Source organism: Limnospira sp., from assembly GCF_051859755.1.
Classification (GTDB): Bacteria; Cyanobacteriota; Cyanobacteriia; order Cyanobacteriales; family Microcoleaceae; genus Limnospira; species Limnospira fusiformis.
In genome coordinates this window covers 1-18,122 of sequence record NZ_JBIMLI010000107.1, presented here as the reverse complement: position 1 = coordinate 18,122, position 18,122 = coordinate 1, and the positions used below count along the sequence as shown (strand labels likewise).

Below are 18,122 nucleotides of genomic sequence, written 5' to 3'. Positions count from 1 at the left end.
TTTCCCTAATCATGGATGGTTGGCAGTGGTCGCATTTGGTAGTAGGTTCTACTTCACGCCTTCCGTTCCCCGCTTCAGTCCCAGGGTTGTGAATCCTAAAACTGGGGATGGCTATCGCCTTTACTCTCAACGCAATTGTTAAGGAATCATTAAGATTTCTAGCTTTGCGTCTTTGACCTTGAGTTCCCTGCCTTATTTAGTACATTTTTGTACCAAACGTCGGGACATATAAACAGTTATGGGATGGTCAGGGTACGAGTCCCTTATATTTCTCCAAGGGGTGAAAGTCCCACTAGGAGGTTATTTCAGGTATTGCACCCTTATTTAACTCCTAAACGTTTCGCACTAATCCCAGTATTATATTGCTAATCCTGTGGCGATCGCAACCATGTTTGAGGGATATTCTCAAAACCTGCCAAAAAAGCTGATGGTCAGCTATCATCAAGAATATAACACCATCGGCAGGTGATGCCACCGTGCATCAAGGCGGGATATTGTCTGTCTAGCCAGGCGTATACCCTACTGCCAGTATTAATTCTGTCCTTTGACTGTAAAATCATGAGCAGTGTCCCCAATCAAGACCAAAAACCCAAAAATTCACCATCATCAGCATCAAACAACGAGGAGAATGCTTGGGTTGAAGGCATTAAGACTATTGGACTAAGTATAATTTTGGCTTTGGGTATCCGAACTTTTGTCGCAGAGGCTCGTTATATTCCCTCTGGGTCAATGCTTCCCACCCTGGAAATCAACGATCGCCTGATTATTGATAAGTTAAGCTACCGTTTCAGCGAACCGCAACGGGGAGATGTGGTAGTTTTCAATCCCACCGAGGAACTGAGCCTACAATACAATGATGCTTTCATTAAGCGGATTATTGGCTTACCCGGCGAAACATTAGAGGTTCGGGACGGACAGGTTTTTGTGAATGGCGAACCCATTGAAGAGGACTATATTGCCGAAGAACCCCAATACAAATGGGGGCCGGAAACCATCCCCGAAGGCGAGTTTTTAGTCCTGGGGGATAACCGTAACAATAGCTTTGATAGTCACTATTGGGGATTTGTCCCCCGAGAGAATATCATCGGTCGGGCTGTGGTCCGGTTCTGGCCCTTAGACCGTCTGGGAGGGGTCGATCGCAGTTTTTAACCGACTTTTTTGGCTGTCAACCGCGCCAAGTTTTCATGACTTTTCCGGTCATTTCCTGCCCCCAGCAGGGGGTATTAGCCGATCGCGATTTGATGGTGGTGTGATCGACCCTCCAAGGCTGTGCGGGGTCAAAGAGGGTTAATTCGGCGGCGCGGTTGACGGCAACAGTCGGGGGAGAAATAGCCAAACAGTGGGCGGGTTGGGTGCTTAAAACTCGCCACAGTTGCAGTGGCGACCATTGAATATTAAAAACGGTATCTGGCTGTTGGACAAAGGTTTTCCACAGTAGAGATAAGGCTAATTCTAAGCCGATCGCCCCTGGGGGTGCATCAGCAAAAGCAACGGTTTTTTCTTCGTAGGTGTAGGGGGTGTGGTCAACAGCGATCGCATCAATAGTCCCGTCTACAATAGCCTGAATTAGGGCTTGGCGATCGTCTGGATTACCCAGAGGCGGGTCAACATTAAGATTCGGATCGTAGGGATTCGGCGCCCAGCCTAAACCACAGTCAGAAAGCCGCCCGGTAATGGCTTCTGTATCAAATAGTAAGTGCATCCAGGTGGTACTAGCGGTAATAGGTAGATGTCGCTGTTTAGCTTCCCGAATTAGTTGCACACCCCTAGCCGTAGAAACCCGCATGATATGAACCGGAGTTCCGATCGCCGCCACCAATTCCAGGACGGCGGAAATAGCCACAGTTTCGGCATAATCAGGAATCCCGGTCAAACCGCTATAGATAGAGGCGTAACCTTCCCGCATCACTCCTGAGTCCGCCAGAGTGCGATCGCAACAATACAGAGCGATCGTTTTTTTCAGCGGGTTAACATATTCCAAAACTCGCCGCCACAGATTAAGATTTCGATGAGCATATCCATCAGCAAAACCAATAATATTAGTAGTCGCCAATTCTGCAAATTCCGTCATCATTTCCCCCGCCGCACCCCTCGTCGCCGCCCCCCAGACATAAAAGCCATGGGGTGCTAAACCTTGCCAATGTTGAATCGTGGAGAGATTATCAGCAGGTGGTAGCATATCCGGTAAAATCCCCAGGCGGGTATAACCTCCCGCCCTAGCTGCCGCCTCTAAAGATGCAATAGTTTCCCGTTCTTCAAAGCCCGGCTCTCCCGTATGGCTATACATATCCACCAATCCCGGCCCCAAAATCATACCGTGACAATCAATGATCTGAGTATGTTCTGGGTAATCATAAATCTGGGATTCAATAGCAGTAATATACCCATCAATAATCAGCACATCTGCCACTTGATCTCGTCCATCCATCGGGTCTAATACCCGCACCTGTTTCAGGAGTTCACTACTCATATTCACAGACCAGTCCTAGAGGGCTCCGGCGGCGGTTTGGTCAAGAATACTACCAGATAAATGGGTGGTAATATTCATAGTTTCTAAAACCGGATCACCTTTAGCACCGTGGGGATAGTCAATTACTGTCACCGAACCATTACCCTGTTTAAAATTCCAGAAATGCTCTGGTGATAAACCCAATAATTGACACAACAGAGCCTTATTTACCGCATCATGAGCCACCACTAATCCCGTCAGGGGTTGGGAATCATATTTATTAATGATATTCTGCCATCCCAGGGCTACCCTTTCTCCTACCTGATTTAAGTTTTCACCTTCTGGCATCTGTACCGTTTCCGGTGCAGTTTTCCACTGATTTAATAAACCCGGATAATCATCCTCAATTTCCGATTCAAATTTACCCTCCCATAAACCATGGCTAATCTCTCGGAAATTGTCCTCAAATTGTAGTTCTATATCTCGGTGATATTCCAGGATAATTTCTGCCGTTTCTCGGGGGCGTGCCATGGGGCTACTGACCGCAAAATCGATTTTAATATCCTGGAGAAATTCGGCAGCTTTGCGAGCTTGTAATCGCCCGTTATCATTCAGCGGAATATCAATCTGACCTTGAAACTGTCCTTTTCGGTTCCATTCAGTTTCTCCATGGCGCACTAACAGCAGTCTCGGTCCACGATGTTCCGGGCGAAGGGTGGGGAGTTTCTCCCGCACATGGCTAGTGAGGTTCATCGATTCTAATTGTACGGCTGCGGGTAGTGGTAGTTCTCCGGGGGTGACATCACCAATATTGATAATGCTAATACCACAGTTAGACTGTTGAATACTTTGATAGAATTGGGGTTGAACTCCTAAAGCCGTAGCGATCAGCGATCGATTGATGCCGTTATGAGCCACTACTAGGATGGTTTGGTTGGTCTGGATAGAGACGTGTCGCCAAAATTGTTTGGCTTGCTCAAATAAGGCTAACACGGGGAAATGTTTATGCCCAGATTCTAATACCATGAAAAACTCATGGGGGCTCTGTTGCCAACATTGATAATCTTCGGGAAAGCGATCGCGGACTTCTTGGCGGGGGAGTCCAGCCCACAGAGGCAGATCAATTTCCATTAATAGGTCTGTCGGTTGCAACTGAGGGGCTGCATCCAGTCCAGAGCTAATCAATTGGGCTGTTTGTTGCGCTCGTTGTAGAGGACTGTGATAAATAGCATCGAACCTTAAACCCTGGAGGGCTTGGGCGACGCAGGTGGCATCAACGCGGCCCTGGTCGGTGAGAACCGAATCATCCAGGCGGCCCTGAATTCGTTTTTGGGCGTTGTAGGTACTCTGACCGTGACGGACAAGGATTACACGGGTCGTCATCTTAAAATTTTAAGTTCGATGGTAAGCCAGAAGCATTTTAACTTGTTTGGGGCAGTTTCCTACTACTCATTTATGATGTAAAGAGATGTTAAGGGTCTGTCCCAGCAAATCCTCAAGATAGGATTCTGATTAACGGGACTGTTGAAATGCTTAGGGCGTGGGCGAAATTGATGATGAATAATCAGATTACAGGCGATTACCATTGGGGTTTGATGGCTTTGTCTTTGGCAATGGCTGTGATTACCTCTTATATCCCTATGGATTTGGCTGTACAAGTCCGTGAGGGTCTATGGACGGCGAAACGGTGGGGGTTTTGGCTGTGCATAGGGGCGATCGCTATGGGGACTGGTTTGTGGTCTATGGATTTTACCACTATAGTCGCCCTAGAACTTCCCCTAGATGTTACTTATAACCTGTCGATGGTTTTGCTGTCCTTGTTGATGGCTATTATGGCTTCTGGGATGTTTCTGGGGCTCGCACTCAGAGAGCAGGCGAGTCGGTTTATCCTGATTACAGGTGGGATTTGTATAGGCACTACACTGGCTTTGATGGACTATCTGGCAATTAGCGCCATAGCCATGGAAGCTGAGATTGTTTATGATGCACATTTGGTGCTGTTTTCTGTGGCGATCGCTATTGATGTGGCTTTGATTTCTCTGTGGCTGGCTTTTCGACTTGAAGATAACCCTGTAGTCGAAAAAACTAGACAAAAGGTGATCAGTGCAATGGTTATGGGATTTGGTATCGGTGGAATGCACTATATAGGACTTACGGCGACTGGGTTTATACCCAAATTAATCCTCCCTATTAAATCGAGTGTAGCTGTGAGTCCCTCTTTGAGTCCCTCTTGGTTGGCGATCGCCGTAGTATTGGCCACGGTTATCTGTCTATTTTTTATTGTGTTAACTAAGTTATGGGATCACAAATTGGTCAACCAATTGGCGCGCGAAAAAGTTTGCCAAGACAATGAACAGCAGTTTAGGACTTTGATTCAGCAAATGCAGGTGGGAATGTTATTGCTGAATGCTAAGGCAGAAATTTTGGTTTTTAATCAGGCGGCATTGGATCTTTTACGGCTAAATATTGAACCAGATGACTTTCAGGTGTTCGGAGAGGGTTGGCATTTGGTGGTGGAGGACGGGTCGCCAATTTCCCTGTCAGATTTACCTGTACAAAAAGCGATCGCTACAGGTGAAGCAGTGCATCATGTGGTTATGGGGTTTGATGACCCAAAAACCCAACAGCGACGGTGGTTATTGGTGAATGCCACACTACATCAGCCCGGAAACGACGTGACGCGGGTTATATGTACTATTAGTGATATTACTAACCAAAAGCAGACTGAAGAGGCTCTCAGGCGCAGTCAAGAACGATTTACTCTCGCCGTTGAGGGGGCTAATGATGGAATTTGGGATTGGGATATTTCTGCCGATGAAGTTTATCTATCCCCGAGGGGAAAAATTATGTTGGGCTGTGATCCAGATTTAGATTGTTTCTCTAATTTGGACTCCGTGCTAAGAATTATTCATCCAGATGACCGCCTGCGGGTTCAACGGATGTTAAATTGCTATTTAGCTAAGGAAATTCCCGCTTTTGATGTGGAATATCGCACCGAATTAGATAATGGTGAACGGCGCTGGATTCGCTCCAGGGGGGTGGCTCTTTGGGATGAACATAACCAGCCCGATCGCATGGTGGGATTTCATACTGATGTGACAGACCGTAAAATGGCTGAACAGGCTCTCCGGGAAGGGGCGGAACAAGAACGCTCTATTCTGCAAATGGTTCAGCAAATGCGAAAAACTTTGGAACTAGAGCAGATTTTTAGTGCTACTACTGGGGAACTTAGACAGGCTTTAAATTGCGATCGCGTTTTGGTTTATCGCTTCCGGGAAGACTGGAGTGGAGAATTTATGGCCGAGTCCGTGACTGAAGGTTGGGTGCAACTTACCGCCACACCTCTGAAAACGAAAAATGTGCTTTTCGGGTCATGAATCATCACTGTGTGATTTCCGATACCTATTTGCCACAAAATCAAGGTGGTATTTATTGCCAAGGAGTCACTTATAGATGTGTTAATGATATTTATGAAATGGGTTTCGATGGTTGTTATCTGGAATTATTAAAACAGTTTCAAGCTAGGGCTTATATTATTACCCCGATTTTTTCCGGCTATCAACTTTGGGGATTATTGGCAGTCTATCAGAATTATCATCCCCGCAGTTGGACGACTGCTGAAATTCACACAGTCACACAAATTGGCTCTCAGTTGGGGGTGGCTGTTCAACAGGCGGAATTGTTGGCACAAACCCAAGAACAGGCTAGACAACTGCAACAGGCTAAAGAAATCGCCGATGCGGCTAATCGAGCTAAAAGTGAGTTTTTGGCGAATATGAGCCATGAGTTAAGAACTCCTTTAAATGCGATTTTGGGGTTTGCTCAACTGATGTCTACTAACCAGAATCTGGCTCCCGAAAAACGTCAACATATTGAGATTATTAATCGGTCGGGGGAGCATCTTCTCGGTCTGATTAATGATATTTTGGAAATGTCTCGGATTGAGGCAGGGGGGGCGACTCTTCAGGTGAATGCTTTTGATTTATATGACTTTCTGAAAAGTTTAGAGGATTTCTTTAAATTGCGGGCTACTTCTAAAAATTTACATCTGATTTTTGAGCGCCCTCAAGGTTTGATTAGGTATATTAAAGCCGATGATAAAAAGTTGCGTCAGGTGTTGATTAATTTATTGGTAAATGCCATTAAGTTTACTGATGAAGGTAGTGTGACGGTTCGGGTTTCTCACCAAAACCAGGATACCTCAGATATATTAAAATTTGAAGTGGAAGATACCGGGCTGGGAATTGCTCCCGAAGACTGTGAAGGACTGTTTGAAGCCTTTGCACAAACGGAAACGGGTTTAAATGCTTCCGAGGGTAGCGGTTTGGGGTTGGCAATTGCACAGCAATTTGTCACACTAATGGGTGGTGAAATTACTGTCCGTAGTTGCCTTAACCAGGGTTCGACTTTTTCGTTTACTATTCCAGTACAAAGGACTGAGGACAAGCCGAACCCAGCGATCGCATCTATTATGGATAGGGTCATCGGTTTGGCTCCTAAGCAGGCGCTCTATCGCATTTTGGTGGTTGAAGACCGAGAAAGCAATCGTTTATTGTTGGTGGAACTCCTGAGTGTCCTGGGGTTTTCGGTCAGAGCGGCTAACAATGGCTCCGAGGCGATCGCTATTTGGCAAGAGTGGAACCCTGACCTAATTTTGATGGATATGCGAATGCCTGTCGTCAATGGTTACGAGGCTACCCGCCAAATTCGCTCTCAGCCTGGTGGTCGGGATACCGTCATTATTGCACTGACTGCTAGTGCCTTTGAGGAACAAAGACAGGATATCATGAAGGTGGGGTGCAATGATTTGCTGCGAAAACCTTTTCAGCGAGGAGAATTGCTCAGTAAATTGAGTCAATATCTGGGTGTGGAATATATTTACAATACACAGCCGGAGATGTCCTCAAATTGGAATTATTCCCAAGAAACTGACAATATATAACCATCAAAAATTCACTTAGAAGCAATCAGATAAATGCCAGAATATTGGCGGGAGCAGGTCTATTCTGCTGCGGCTCAGGGTAGTGATTTACTACTATTAGACCTGATTAAGGAAATTCCCGCTCCGTACAGTAATCTGGCTAATACAATGACAGAATGGGTGGGAAATTTTCAGTTTGATAAAGTTCTGGAATTGGTAGAAACAACCAAACCGGAAGCACCTAAGATCCAACAAATGCCGAATTGAGTGAAAATCAGTGGATACACCAAAAGCAGATATTTTAGTCGTCGATGACAAGCCGGAAAATTTACACCTTCTCTCGGAAATTTTGATGCTAGAAGGATACAATGTCCGCAAGGCTGTTAATGGTAAAATGGCTTTGATGGCCGTCAAGACGGTGCAGCCTGATTTGATTCTACTGGATATTATGATGCCGGGAATGGATGGATATCAGGTTTGTAAAGAGTTGAAAAACAATCAAACATTAGCTAAGGTTCCGGTAATATTTCTCAGTGCTTTAAATGATGTTTTTGATAAGGTCAAAGCCTTTGGTGCTGGGGGTGTAGACTATATTACTAAGCCTTTTCAAATGGAGGAGGTTCTAGTGAGGGTGCAAAATCACCTGATGCTGAAGGAGGCGGAAAAGAAAATTCTGGAGTTGAATACTGAGTTAGAAGCCAGGGTTAAAGAACGCACTCAACAATTACAAATTGCTAATTATAAATTGTTGGAAATGGCTCTACATGACCCGTTGACTAAACTGCCAAACCGGGCCTTGTTTATGGACAAGATATCCTTAGTAATTAAGAGTGTCAAAGAGGGTAATAATCATGGTTTTGCGGTGCTGTTTATGGATTGCGATCGCTTTAAGGTGGTGAACGATTCCTTGGGGCATACAGTGGGAGATGAATTGTTAATTGCTATTGGCGATCGCATTCAAAAAATACTCAAAAATAATGATTTACTCTCCCGTTTGGGCGGAGATGAATTTGCCATTATTGTACATGATGTTAATGAAATTGAACCCGTAAGGAATCTCGCTGATTCTATTCTGGAGGTGATGTCTTGTCCTTTTCAAATCTATAGCCGAGAGATTTTTATTAATATGAGTATCGGTGTGGTTCTCAGTAATAGCAACTATGAACAACCAGAACATTTATTGCGAGATGCAGATACAGCTATGTATCGTGCCAAAGCCCTAGGACGGGGACAATATCATATCTTTGACCCGGCTATGCACAAAGAAGCCCTGGATTTATTGGGTTTAGAAACTGACCTAAGACGGGCTATTGAAAATCAAGAATTAATCCCTTATTATCAGCCAATTATTAACTTAGAAACTGGTAAAATTTCGAGTATGGAAGCCTTGGTGCGTTGGCAACATCCCCAACGGGGCTTGGTCCCACCTGGTATGTTTATCCCCTTGGCTGAGGAAATGGGTATAATTACTACTATTGGAACTTTGATGCTGGTAGAAGCCTGTCATCAACTGAAAAATTGGCAGGAGCAGAAATTGGTAGATGAATCTGTTAGTATGAGTGTGAATCTCTCTGTCAGACAGTTTACCCAAGCCGATCTAATTGCAACGGTTGATGATATCCTGGCTGAAAGTGGTTTAAATCCTAAATGTCTGAGATTAGAAATGACTGAAAGTGCGATCGTCGAAAATACACAAACAGCCCGGACTATTTTAACCCAATTTCGCGATCGCCATATCGGTTTAAGTCTCGATGATTTTGGCACAGGCTACTCCTCCCTCAGTTATTTACACGCCTTCCCGGTAGATACCATAAAAATTGATAAGTCTTTTGTCAGTCTTTTAGACGGAACTCCCGAAAATCTGGGGCTAATTCCTGCCATCATTGGTATTTCTAAAACTTTGAATATGGTAGCCGTAGCTGAGGGAATAGAAACCGCCGAACAACTTGCACAACTGCGAGAACTAGAATGTAATAGCGGACAAGGATATTTCTTTTCTAGGCCTTTACCAGCTACTCAAATGGCTGAACTTTTGGCGAGCAATCCTCAATGGTAAAATCAAGTCATAAAAATCGATGATTTCCGGTCAATCCAAATATATGAAATTAAAACAGATAATTTTAAGCATTCTGACTTTCATCTCTATACTCTATGTGACTTTAAGCCTGCTCGGCAGTTGGAGTCAGCCCCAAATTCAAAGCCGTCTGGAACTGTATCAGACTAATTTAATTCTCCAGGCTTCTGAGTGGCAACCACAGACCGAAGACCGGGCGAATTTGCTCACCCTACGAGATAATATTATCGGGAAAGATCCGGTTAATGCTGCCCTGAAACAATACCAAAATGTACAGGAGTCTAACTACCAAAATTTACAGCGACTACAACCCAATCAACCCTCACAATTTTCGCGGGGAGAATTAGCACAGACCATAGGTGAGTTAGAATTGCGAATTGGTATTATCCAAGCGGTGCTGGGAGACTCCCAAAAGGCGATCGCTACTTGGGAATCGCTAATTTCTGAAAATGGTAACTATCCCACCAGTGACACAGCGGAAGTATTAGTAGGACTCTGGACAGAACCACCAGATATAGTAGCTGATGCCGAAGATATTTTACAGGCAAATTTAGAGGGTTGGTTCAGTTTTCAAACTTTAGCCCAACTCTACACTTTACAAAACCGTGAAGATGTCTTACAACAACTAAATAATCAACAGCAGAAAACGTCAGAAAATGCCGTCTATAAATTAGCCATTGTTTCCGCTATTCCTGGCTTTGGGTTGGTGTCGGGAATTATCCTATCCATCATTTTAGCAGTGCAATGGTTCCTGAAACGTGAACAGGCAATTATCAACCGTAATGCTGATGTTGAATGGTCTGTTCCTTGGACTGCGGAAACGATTGTGCAAGTGTTTGTTTTAGGTTTTTTCCTAGTTGGACAGTTATTAATCCCATTGATTTTCCAACTCCTCGGTTTAAGACCGGCGGCGGGAGATGTGAGACTGCAAGCCTTTTATATCCTCATAACTTATATGATTTTAGTGGGTGGTGGCTTGGGGGTTTTATATCTGTCTATCAAATCATTTTTCCCTCTCCCGGAAGGTTGGTTTAGGTTCAAATTATGGGATAGTTGGTTATTATGGGGTTTCGGTGGCTATTGTGTAGCTTTACCCTTAGTGATTTTAACTTCCTTAGTCAATCAAAGATTATGGGATGGTCAAGGGGGAAGTAATCCGATATTACCCATAGCTTTAGAAAATCGAGATCCGGTAGCTTTAGGGATATTTTTCTTTACCGCTTCTATAGCAGCACCTTGGTTTGAGGAGGTGTTATTTAGGGGGTTTCTGTTACCGTCCCTTACCCGCTATTTTTCCCTGTGGGGTGCAATTATAGCCAGTGGGTTGCTGTTTGCTGTGGCTCATTTGAATGTCTCGGAAATTTTGCCTTTATTCGTGTTAGGAATTGTCCTGGGATTTGTCTATACACGATCGCGTAATCTCTGGGCTCCTATGTTATTACACAGTTTATGGAATAGCGGCACCTTAATAAGTTTGTATATCTTAGGAAGTGGCGCTAATTAGTCTATAATAAAGCCCCAGAAGTCAAAGATCTGGGGAATCTTCCGAGGAATAATCCCTGGTCGGATAGCCTCGCCGCCGCATACCCTTAGAAGCGATCGCCAATAATAAACCCGTGAGTAGGGATAACTCCAAATGAGTGTACCAAGTCGCCACCCCCAAGGACAGCAAAGCGATCGCACCAACCATCAAAACCTGAATTCGCCTAGACATAAAAAATCACAAACCCAACCATTCAATTATAATAGTCATTCAACTGATAGACCATTATCGATAAGTTATCCCTAATATCAAACCATGACCACAAAACCCCGCCATTACCATATCACCACTTTCGGATGTCAAATGAACAAAGCCGACTCCGAACGTATGGCAGGCATTTTAGACGAAATGGGGTTAACCTTCGTTGAAGACCCAAACCAAGCTGATATCGTCCTTTACAACACCTGTACCATTCGCGATAACGCCGAACAGAAAGTCTACTCCTACCTGGGGAGACAAGCGAAACGGAAACAGGAAAATCCCAACCTCACCCTAATTGTAGCGGGATGCGTCGCCCAACAGGAAGGAGAAGCACTCCTGCGTCGGGTTCCCGAACTGGATTTGGTCATGGGACCGCAACACGCCAACCGTCTCCAAGACCTATTAGAGCAAGTATTTGAGGGTTCCCAGGTGGTGGCGACTGAACCGATTAATATTGTGGAAGACATCACCAAACCTCGCCGAGATAGCAATATCACCGCCTGGGTGAATGTAATTTATGGTTGCAACGAACGCTGTACCTATTGCGTAGTTCCCAACGTCCGAGGAACCGAACAGTCCCGCACCCCGGAAGCTATCCGGGCGGAAATGGAAGAATTAGCCAGGGCGGGTTATAAAGAAGTTACACTGCTGGGACAAAATATTGATGCCTATGGTCGCGACCTCCCCGGTTCTACCCCAGACGGTCGTCACCAACACACTTTGACAGACCTGCTCTATTATGTGCATGATATACCCGGTATTGAGCGTATCCGTTTCGCTACCAGTCATCCTCGCTATTTCACAGAAAGGTTAATTCGCGCCTGTGCGGAACTTCCCAAGGTGTGCGAACATTTCCATATCCCGTTTCAGTCGGGGGATAATGATGTGCTAAAGGCCATGGCGCGGGGATACACCCATGAAAAATATCGTCGGATTATTAATACTATTCGCGAGTATATTCCCGATGCGTCAATTAGTGCTGATGCGATCGTCGGGTTTCCGGGAGAAACAGAGGCGCAGTTTGAGAATACCCTAAAACTGGTTGATGATATTGGTTTTGACCTGTTGAACACGGCGGCTTATTCCCCCCGTCCGGGAACTGGGGCGGCGTTGTGGGAAAATCAGCTTTCTGAGGAGGTGAAAGCCGATCGCCTACAACGGTTAAACCGACTGGTGAATGTGAAGGCTATGGAAAGATCCCAAAGATACCGCGATCGCATTGAGGAGGTATTAGTCGAAGGCACAAACCCCAAAGACCCCAGCCAGGTGATGGGACGTACCCGTGGTAATCGTCTGACGTTTTTTAAAGGGAATTTGGCGGAACTCTCAGGTGAACTGGTGAAAGTGAAGATTATAGAGGTGCGGGCATTTAGCCTCACCGGAGAACCTATTGAGTTATATGTGACCCTATGAATACTAAAATTTTTAAAACAATCGGTTTTGTCTCTCTGCTGGGGATGGTTTGGGTAAGTGCGATCGCTTGTCAGAAAAACCCTCAAGCCCAAAATAATGCCATTCAGGTCGCCCCAGCCGGTCCTATGCCTACAGTAACTCAAAATCCCCCTTCTCTGGCGCAACCGGGTCAGGGGGGTATGAATTTACCGAGACCCAGAGATAATGGCGATTATACCCGTTCAACTCATACCACCTGGGAAGTGACAGACAGAGACCCCAACGGTTTAAACTGTCGCATGGCTAATAATCTCAGCAGCTATAACCAACTTCTGGCTAACCAGGGTCAGGTGACTATGAATATCAAAAACTGGCCAGTAGTTGGCACGATCAAACAAGGACAGGATTTTGAGATTAATCTGGGTCCGGCCGGATTTGGTATTGTTTATGATAACGAAAACCAACCCTGGATGTATGTTGAACGTACTGATGAACAAGGGGCCGCGAGTAATTGTTTTGTGCGGGCTAACCATCGTTTTGTACAACCGATCGCCACTCAGAATGTCTTATGATTAAGCCCTCCTGGGTGAGGACGGGTTGATTGATATTGTCGGTGGTGGATATTTAGGAACCCACCCCGACATTTGTGCTAATTTTGTTGACTTCCTGATTGTTTCAGATAGCCTCATAGAGGTTCATCACATCAGCGATCGCCATACGAGAATAAGCCCCCAAAGTCAGAGGGGAGGTGTGATCATGTTCCAGGTGATCCGCCGCCGCACAGGCGATCATCGCCGCATTATCAGTGCAGAATTTCATCGGAGGGAACAAAACCCTTAAATGGTTTTCCTTAGCCGCTTCCTGTAACAAATGACGGAGGCGACTGTTAGCAGCAACTCCCCCCCCAACCGTAATAGTATCCAATTGGTAATTGAGGGCGCAGGCGATCGCTCGTTTGGTTAACCCCCTGGCAACTGTATCCTGAAAGCTGGCTGCCAGGTCTGCCACGGGCAGTTCGACCCCTTTTTGGTTGAATTTATCCACCAAACGTAAGACAGCCGTTTTCAGGCCGCTAAAGCTGGAATCATAGGGATGATAGCCGCCCCCAGGTAGGGAAATGCGACCCTCTGGGAGAGGGAAGGCTTGGGGGTTCCCACTGGCTGCAAGGCGATCGATAACCGGGCCGCCTGGATAACCGAGGTTGAGTAAACGAGCCACCTTATCAAAGGCTTCTCCCGCCGCATCATCGCGGGTTTGACCCAAAGTTTCATACTGACCACAACCGATGACCCGAATTAAACTGGTGTGGCCCCCAGAAACTAATAAACAGAGAAATGGTGGTTTTAAATCCGGTTCACTGAGGTAGGACGCATAAATGTGACCTTCTAGGTGATGGACTCCTAAAAATGGCTTCTGGTGAACCATCGCTAAACTTTTCGCCGCTGTGATTCCCACTAATAGCGCTCCCACTAACCCCGGAGCGCAGGTAGTAGCGATCGCATCAATATCAGTCCAGTCCTGATTAGCTGAACTTAGTGCTTCGGTAATTAGGGGGTTGACCATTTCCAAATGTTGCCGGGAGGCCACCTCTGGCACTACCCCCCCATAGGGGCGATGAATAGGGATTTGAGAAGCCACCACATTACTGCAAACTTTACGATTCTTTACAATTGCTACCCCTGTTTCGTCACAACTTGTTTCAATTGCTAAAACTGTTGCCATTGGCTGATAAATTTAATCATAAGATTGAGTTACATCTAGTAGCTTATCCCCAGAAAGAGATTAAATGGGTGTCAAGAGTCTGAATTCAAAGTAAGATGGCTCCTAAGCCCTTAATCCGTTGGGATTGTACAAAAAACTTATTGTTTTGTAACAAAAGGAAACAAATCTATGCGACGATTGTTGGCTCTAGTTCTCGCTCTCGGTCTTTGGTTCGGTGGTAGCGCAGCCGCCGAGGCTTATAACCTAACTCCCTGCTCCGATTCGGCTGCATTTCAGCAACGGGCCCAAACTTCTATCGCCCGCAGTGCTAACCCAGACCAAGCTAAAGCTCGGTTCGAGCGCTATTCCCAAGAACTCTGTGGCGAAGATGGCCTACCTCACCTGATTACAGATGGTAGCCTGTCCCACGCTGGCGATTTCTTAATCCCCAGTGTTCTATTCCTGTATATCGCCGGATGGATTGGTTGGGTAGGTCGTTCTTACCTCCAGTATGCTCAGAAAGATAAAAAGCCCACCGAAAAGGAAATCATTATCGAAGTTCCCAAAGCTGTGCAATTGATGCTGGGTGGATTTCTCTGGCCTCTGGCTGCTCTCAAAGAAATGACCACCGGGGAAATGTTTGCTAAGGATAATGAAATCACCGTTTCTCCTCGCTAAGAGATTCGCGGATGTAGCTCAAGCCTTTGGCGGTTTAGTTTAAGGGAATTTTTCCCAAATTGTATCGAATGTTTGGCATATCAATTAGGAGACTCAATTCATGCAGGACTTTTTGAAATATTTGTCTACTGTGCCAGTTTTGGCAGCGGTTTGGCTGTTAATTACTGCTGGTATTCTGATCGAATTTAATCGGTTTTTCCCCGACCTTCTGTTTCATCCCCTCTAGGGATTAGAACCGGAAAAATGGGCAGGTTGCCCTAAGTGGCGATCGCATCATTAACAAGAGATTGATATTTATAGGGGTGATGATAAATTGCCCCTATAATATTGTCCTGGTCTACCTGCTCCCTAGTGGGATTATTGACCATAATAAAAATCACTTATTTTTCTGATTCCGTATCGATGAAATCCTACACTGCTGCCGCGATCCAAATGACCAGTCTGCCTGATTTGCAGAAAAATTTGTCAGAAGCTCGCGATTTAATTGAACTAGCTATTCGTCAAGGCGCTGAATTAATTGGCTTACCCGAAAACTTCTCGTTTATGGGTGAGGAAGAAGATAAACTTATGCAGGGTTCAGAAATTGCCGAAGAAACCGAAAAATTTTTGAAAACTACCGCCCAACGTTTTCAGGTAACCCTTTTGGGTGGAGGGTTTCCCGTTCCCAAAGGAGAAGGTAAAGTCTGCAATACCGCCTTGTTAGTAGACCCCACAGGTCAGGAGTTAGCACGATATGAAAAAGTGCATCTTTTTGATGTCAATGTACCTGATGGAAATACTTACTGCGAGTCCGCCACAGTGAAAGCTGGGACCGATTTCCCACCTGTTTATAATTCCCCAGAATTGGGTCAGTTGGGTTTATCTGTATGTTATGACGTGCGGTTTCCAGAATTGTATCGGCATTTATCTAAACAGGGAGCCGAGGTGTTATTTGTTCCCGCCGCCTTTACCGCCTATACCGGGAAAGACCACTGGGAAGTTTTGCTAAAAGCTAGAGCGATCGAAAATACTTGTTATGTGATTGCTCCCGCCCAAACTGGTTGTCACTATGGCCGCCGCCACACCCACGGTCACGCCATGATTATTGATCCTTGGGGAATGATACTAGCTGATGGGGGAGATCAGCCAGGAGTCGCCTTAGCTGATATTGAACCCACCCGCCTCCAACAGGTCCGTCGCCAAATGCCATCCCTGAAACATCGGGTATTTTAGCACATCAGCCACTAAGGTGCGTCAGTTGCCGATTATTGATTGTTCACCAGTCGCTTAATACATTGCCCTCACCCTAAATCTGGATCCCAGAGAGGGAGAGGGACTTTGAGAGGTGATCAGATGATTTCTGAACAGGCTGTATTGATTGGCGAGGCGGGTTCTGACGCACTCCATGAGACTGGGTGATTGGGAAATAATTTGAGACTCGTAACCTATGTATAACTAATACAAAAGTTGATTTATCCTTTTTATAACTCTATGCGAACCCACTTTTCGCTACAGTAGACAGGAACGAGTTTTCACAAAATGGATGGTTCTATCAGCTTTGGGGATAATCTCCCCATTTTCCATGTTTTCATCTTTAGGAGTTGATCCCGTGCCACTGTTGGCAAACACCATCGAGGGAATTAGCGAAGCTCCCGAGGCTGATGGGAATATGGTGTTATTGGCGGTACTACTCAGCCTAATTGCCATTTATACAGCCAGTAAAGTTGGTGGCGAGTTCTTCAACTGGTTAGGATTTCCCCCAGTTTTAGGAGAATTAGTCGGCGGGGTAGTCATTGGTATTTCAGCACTGCACTTAGTCGTATTTCCTGAAGGTGGTGTCGGCGCTTCTGACTCCGTGATCATGCAAATACTGTCATCGACAGCAGGGTTAGATATCAGTGCTGCTGGAGCCACCTTTGAGGCTCAAAGTGAGGTGATCTCAGTTCTCGCTGAAATTGGTGTGATCGTCCTACTATTTGAAATTGGCTTAGAATCCAATATTCGTGAACTGCTGGAAGTAGGGGTTCAATCCCTAGTGGTGGCAATTGTGGGGGTCGTGGCTCCATTTTTCGCCGGAACCATTGGCTTAATTCTCATCTTTAATGTTCCGCCTGTGGCTGCAATTTTCGCTGGTGCCGCTTTGACTGCTACCAGTATCGGGATTACCTCCCGTGTGTTAGCTGAAATTGGCCGCTTGTCTTCTAAGGAAGGTCAAATTATTCTCGGCGCGGCGGTCATGGATGACATCCTCGGAATTATTGTCCTAGCGGTGGTGGCTAGTTTAGCCAAAACCGGAGAAATCGATGTTACTAACATTATCTTCCTGATTATCAGTGCCACTGTGTTTCTGGTGGGTGCAATTTTATTGGGAAGGTTCTTTAATGATACTTTTGTGACTCTGGCTCAACAGTTCAAAACCCGTGGTCGGATTGTGATTCCGGCTTTTATTCTGGCGCTGTTGCTGTCCTATATCGCTGCCGCTATTGGTTTAGAGGCGATTTTGGGTGCTTTTGCTGCGGGGTTAGTCTTGGATGAAACTGACCCAGGAAAGGAACTCGAAGAACTTACTAGACCGATTTCTGATGTGCTGGTACCGATATTTTTTGTTACCGTTGGGGCGAAAACTAATTTAGAGGTTCTTAATCCTGCTGTTCCTGACAACCGCCAGGGACTCGTGATTGCTTCTTTTCTGATTGTTGTGGCAATTTTCGGAAAAGTTATCTCTGGGTTTAGCGTCTTTGGCGTGGAGAATATCAACCGATTGGCGATCGGGGTCGGTATGATTCCCCGGGGCGAGGTCGGTTTGGTATTTGCAGCCGTAGGCTCTGACAGTGGCGCTTTGTCGCCTTCTCTGGATGTCGCAATTATCTTGATGGTGATTCTGACTACTTTTGTGGCTCCGCCTTTGTTGCGGGTGGTGTTCCGTGATGATGAACCGACGGCTACGGAACCGGAAACTACTGCTTGAACTAAAATAGCGACCCACTCAGCCACGATAGAAACAGGTGGGGGTTCAATGGCCAAGATTGTGGCATGATCCTACCATGGGGTGTATGGGGGCAAAAGTTCCCGCCACACCCCACCCCCACCTCGCTGTCTTTGGGTGAGGGAGCATGATTTAATCTCAAATTAGGTTAACATTTTACGGCAATACGGTATAATACCAAGTATGGTGCGAGACCTT

General features: G+C 45.7%; 16 protein-coding genes. 12 read left to right on the top strand and 4 right to left on the bottom strand.

All coding sequences use genetic code 11. The annotated features are described in order from the left end of the window. The first annotated feature begins 558 nt into the window (after nt 1-558). Complete coding sequence (lepB, locus tag ACTIE0_RS17030) at nt 559-1,149, top strand: signal peptidase I (protein ID WP_008050990.1); 591 nt, start codon at nt 559-561, stop codon at nt 1,147-1,149. Nucleotides 1,150-1,165: 16 nt separating this feature from the next. On the opposite strand, the gene ACTIE0_RS17025 is transcribed toward lepB, so the two are convergent. Together ACTIE0_RS17025 and ACTIE0_RS17020 are read right to left on the bottom strand one after the other, a co-directional pair. After that, a complete protein-coding gene (locus ACTIE0_RS17025; protein WP_006669549.1) occupies nt 1,166-2,470 on the bottom strand; it encodes a dihydroorotase in 1,305 nt (434 codons plus the stop codon). Nucleotides 2,471-2,485: 15 nt separating this feature from the next. Then, on the bottom strand, nt 2,486-3,832 hold the full coding sequence (locus ACTIE0_RS17020) for a histidine phosphatase family protein (protein WP_006669550.1): 1,347 nt from the start codon (nt 3,830-3,832) through the stop codon (nt 2,486-2,488). Between the two features lie 146 nt (nt 3,833-3,978). Here ACTIE0_RS17020 and ACTIE0_RS17015 point away from each other — a divergent pair, with 146 nt between their 5' ends. From ACTIE0_RS17015 to ACTIE0_RS16995, 5 genes are read left to right on the top strand one after another with little or no spacing between them, the layout of a single operon-like run. Continuing rightward, nucleotides 3,979-5,826 carry an MHYT domain-containing protein gene (locus ACTIE0_RS17015; protein WP_006669551.1) on the top strand — a complete coding sequence of 616 codons (1,848 nt, stop codon included), beginning with the start codon at nt 3,979-3,981 and terminating at the stop codon, nt 5,824-5,826. Further along, nucleotides 5,823-7,391, top strand: a complete 1,569-nt coding sequence (locus tag ACTIE0_RS17010) for an ATP-binding protein (RefSeq protein WP_006669552.1) — start codon at nt 5,823-5,825, stop codon at nt 7,389-7,391. The genes ACTIE0_RS17015 and ACTIE0_RS17010 overlap by 4 nt, the downstream gene beginning before the upstream one ends. Before the next feature lie 33 nt (nt 7,392-7,424). Further along, nucleotides 7,425-7,637: a hypothetical protein gene (locus ACTIE0_RS17005; protein WP_006625431.1), complete on the top strand. Its 213-nt coding sequence runs from the start codon at nt 7,425-7,427 to the stop codon at nt 7,635-7,637. A gap of 10 nt (nt 7,638-7,647) precedes the next feature. Beyond that, the gene (locus tag ACTIE0_RS17000; RefSeq protein WP_006669553.1) at nt 7,648-9,426 is read left to right on the top strand and encodes a two-component system response regulator; all 1,779 of its coding nucleotides are present in this window, start codon (nt 7,648-7,650) and stop codon (nt 9,424-9,426) included. A 43-nt stretch (nt 9,427-9,469) separates the two neighbouring features. Next, a complete protein-coding gene (locus tag ACTIE0_RS16995; protein ID WP_062946065.1) occupies nt 9,470-10,948 on the top strand; it encodes a CPBP family intramembrane glutamic endopeptidase in 1,479 nt (492 codons plus the stop codon). Nucleotides 10,949-10,969: 21 nt separating this feature from the next. Here ACTIE0_RS16995 and ACTIE0_RS16990 read toward each other — a convergent pair whose 3' ends face one another. After that, a complete protein-coding gene (locus ACTIE0_RS16990; protein ID WP_006619218.1) occupies nt 10,970-11,158 on the bottom strand; it encodes a hypothetical protein in 189 nt (62 codons plus the stop codon). 84 nt (nt 11,159-11,242) lie between these two features. Between ACTIE0_RS16990 and miaB the strand changes: the two genes are divergently transcribed. After that, a complete protein-coding gene (gene miaB, locus ACTIE0_RS16985) occupies nt 11,243-12,601 on the top strand; it encodes a tRNA (N6-isopentenyl adenosine(37)-C2)-methylthiotransferase MiaB (RefSeq protein ID WP_006625435.1) in 1,359 nt (452 codons plus the stop codon). Next, nucleotides 12,598-13,152 carry a hypothetical protein gene (locus ACTIE0_RS16980; RefSeq protein WP_006619220.1) on the top strand — a complete coding sequence of 185 codons (555 nt, stop codon included), beginning with the start codon at nt 12,598-12,600 and terminating at the stop codon, nt 13,150-13,152. The genes miaB and ACTIE0_RS16980 overlap by 4 nt, the downstream gene beginning before the upstream one ends. Before the next feature lie 103 nt (nt 13,153-13,255). Here ACTIE0_RS16980 and tsaD read toward each other — a convergent pair whose 3' ends face one another. Beyond that, nucleotides 13,256-14,302 carry a tRNA (adenosine(37)-N6)-threonylcarbamoyltransferase complex transferase subunit TsaD gene (gene tsaD, locus ACTIE0_RS16975; protein WP_006619221.1) on the bottom strand — a complete coding sequence of 349 codons (1,047 nt, stop codon included), beginning with the start codon at nt 14,300-14,302 and terminating at the stop codon, nt 13,256-13,258. Between the two features lie 168 nt (nt 14,303-14,470). Here tsaD and ACTIE0_RS16970 point away from each other — a divergent pair, with 168 nt between their 5' ends. The 4 genes from ACTIE0_RS16970 (at nt 14,471) to ACTIE0_RS16955 (ending at nt 17,906) form a co-directional block, all read left to right on the top strand. Beyond that, on the top strand, nt 14,471-14,959 hold the full coding sequence (locus ACTIE0_RS16970; RefSeq protein WP_006619222.1) for a photosystem I PsaF protein (subunit III): 489 nt from the start codon (nt 14,471-14,473) through the stop codon (nt 14,957-14,959). 100 nt (nt 14,960-15,059) lie between these two features. Beyond that, nucleotides 15,060-15,185: a photosystem I reaction center subunit IX gene (psaJ, locus tag ACTIE0_RS16965; RefSeq protein WP_006619223.1), complete on the top strand. Its 126-nt coding sequence runs from the start codon at nt 15,060-15,062 to the stop codon at nt 15,183-15,185. A 176-nt stretch (nt 15,186-15,361) separates the two neighbouring features. Continuing rightward, entirely contained in the window at nt 15,362-16,171 is an 810-nt protein-coding gene (locus ACTIE0_RS16960; RefSeq protein WP_006619224.1) for a carbon-nitrogen hydrolase family protein, read from the top strand. Nucleotides 16,172-16,520: 349 nt separating this feature from the next. Further along, nucleotides 16,521-17,906 (top strand): cation:proton antiporter, encoded by a 1,386-nt coding sequence (locus ACTIE0_RS16955; protein ID WP_006618437.1) that lies wholly within the window; start codon nt 16,521-16,523, stop codon nt 17,904-17,906. Nucleotides 17,907-18,122 lie beyond the last annotated feature (216 nt).

Coding starts and splice junctions, on each gene's coding strand:
- ACTIE0_RS16960 (WP_006619224.1), top strand. CDS start 15,362: ATGAAATCCTACACTGCTGCCGCGATCCAAATGACCAGTCTGCCTGAT.
- psaJ (WP_006619223.1), top strand. CDS start 15,060: ATGCAGGACTTTTTGAAATATTTGTCTACTGTGCCAGTTTTGGCAGCG.
- ACTIE0_RS17020 (WP_006669550.1), bottom strand. CDS start 3,832: ATGACGACCCGTGTAATCCTTGTCCGTCACGGTCAGAGTACCTACAAC.
- ACTIE0_RS16980 (WP_006619220.1), top strand. CDS start 12,598: ATGAATACTAAAATTTTTAAAACAATCGGTTTTGTCTCTCTGCTGGGG.
- ACTIE0_RS16995 (WP_062946065.1), top strand. CDS start 9,470: ATGAAATTAAAACAGATAATTTTAAGCATTCTGACTTTCATCTCTATA.
- ACTIE0_RS16955 (WP_006618437.1), top strand. CDS start 16,521: ATGTTTTCATCTTTAGGAGTTGATCCCGTGCCACTGTTGGCAAACACC.
- ACTIE0_RS16990 (WP_006619218.1), bottom strand. CDS start 11,158: ATGTCTAGGCGAATTCAGGTTTTGATGGTTGGTGCGATCGCTTTGCTG.
- lepB (WP_008050990.1), top strand. CDS start 559: ATGAGCAGTGTCCCCAATCAAGACCAAAAACCCAAAAATTCACCATCA.
- miaB (WP_006625435.1), top strand. CDS start 11,243: ATGACCACAAAACCCCGCCATTACCATATCACCACTTTCGGATGTCAA.
- ACTIE0_RS17015 (WP_006669551.1), top strand. CDS start 3,979: ATGCTTAGGGCGTGGGCGAAATTGATGATGAATAATCAGATTACAGGC.
- ACTIE0_RS17010 (WP_006669552.1), top strand. CDS start 5,823: ATGAATCATCACTGTGTGATTTCCGATACCTATTTGCCACAAAATCAA.
- tsaD (WP_006619221.1), bottom strand. CDS start 14,302: ATGGCAACAGTTTTAGCAATTGAAACAAGTTGTGACGAAACAGGGGTA.
- ACTIE0_RS16970 (WP_006619222.1), top strand. CDS start 14,471: ATGCGACGATTGTTGGCTCTAGTTCTCGCTCTCGGTCTTTGGTTCGGT.
- ACTIE0_RS17025 (WP_006669549.1), bottom strand. CDS start 2,470: ATGAGTAGTGAACTCCTGAAACAGGTGCGGGTATTAGACCCGATGGAT.
- ACTIE0_RS17005 (WP_006625431.1), top strand. CDS start 7,425: ATGCCAGAATATTGGCGGGAGCAGGTCTATTCTGCTGCGGCTCAGGGT.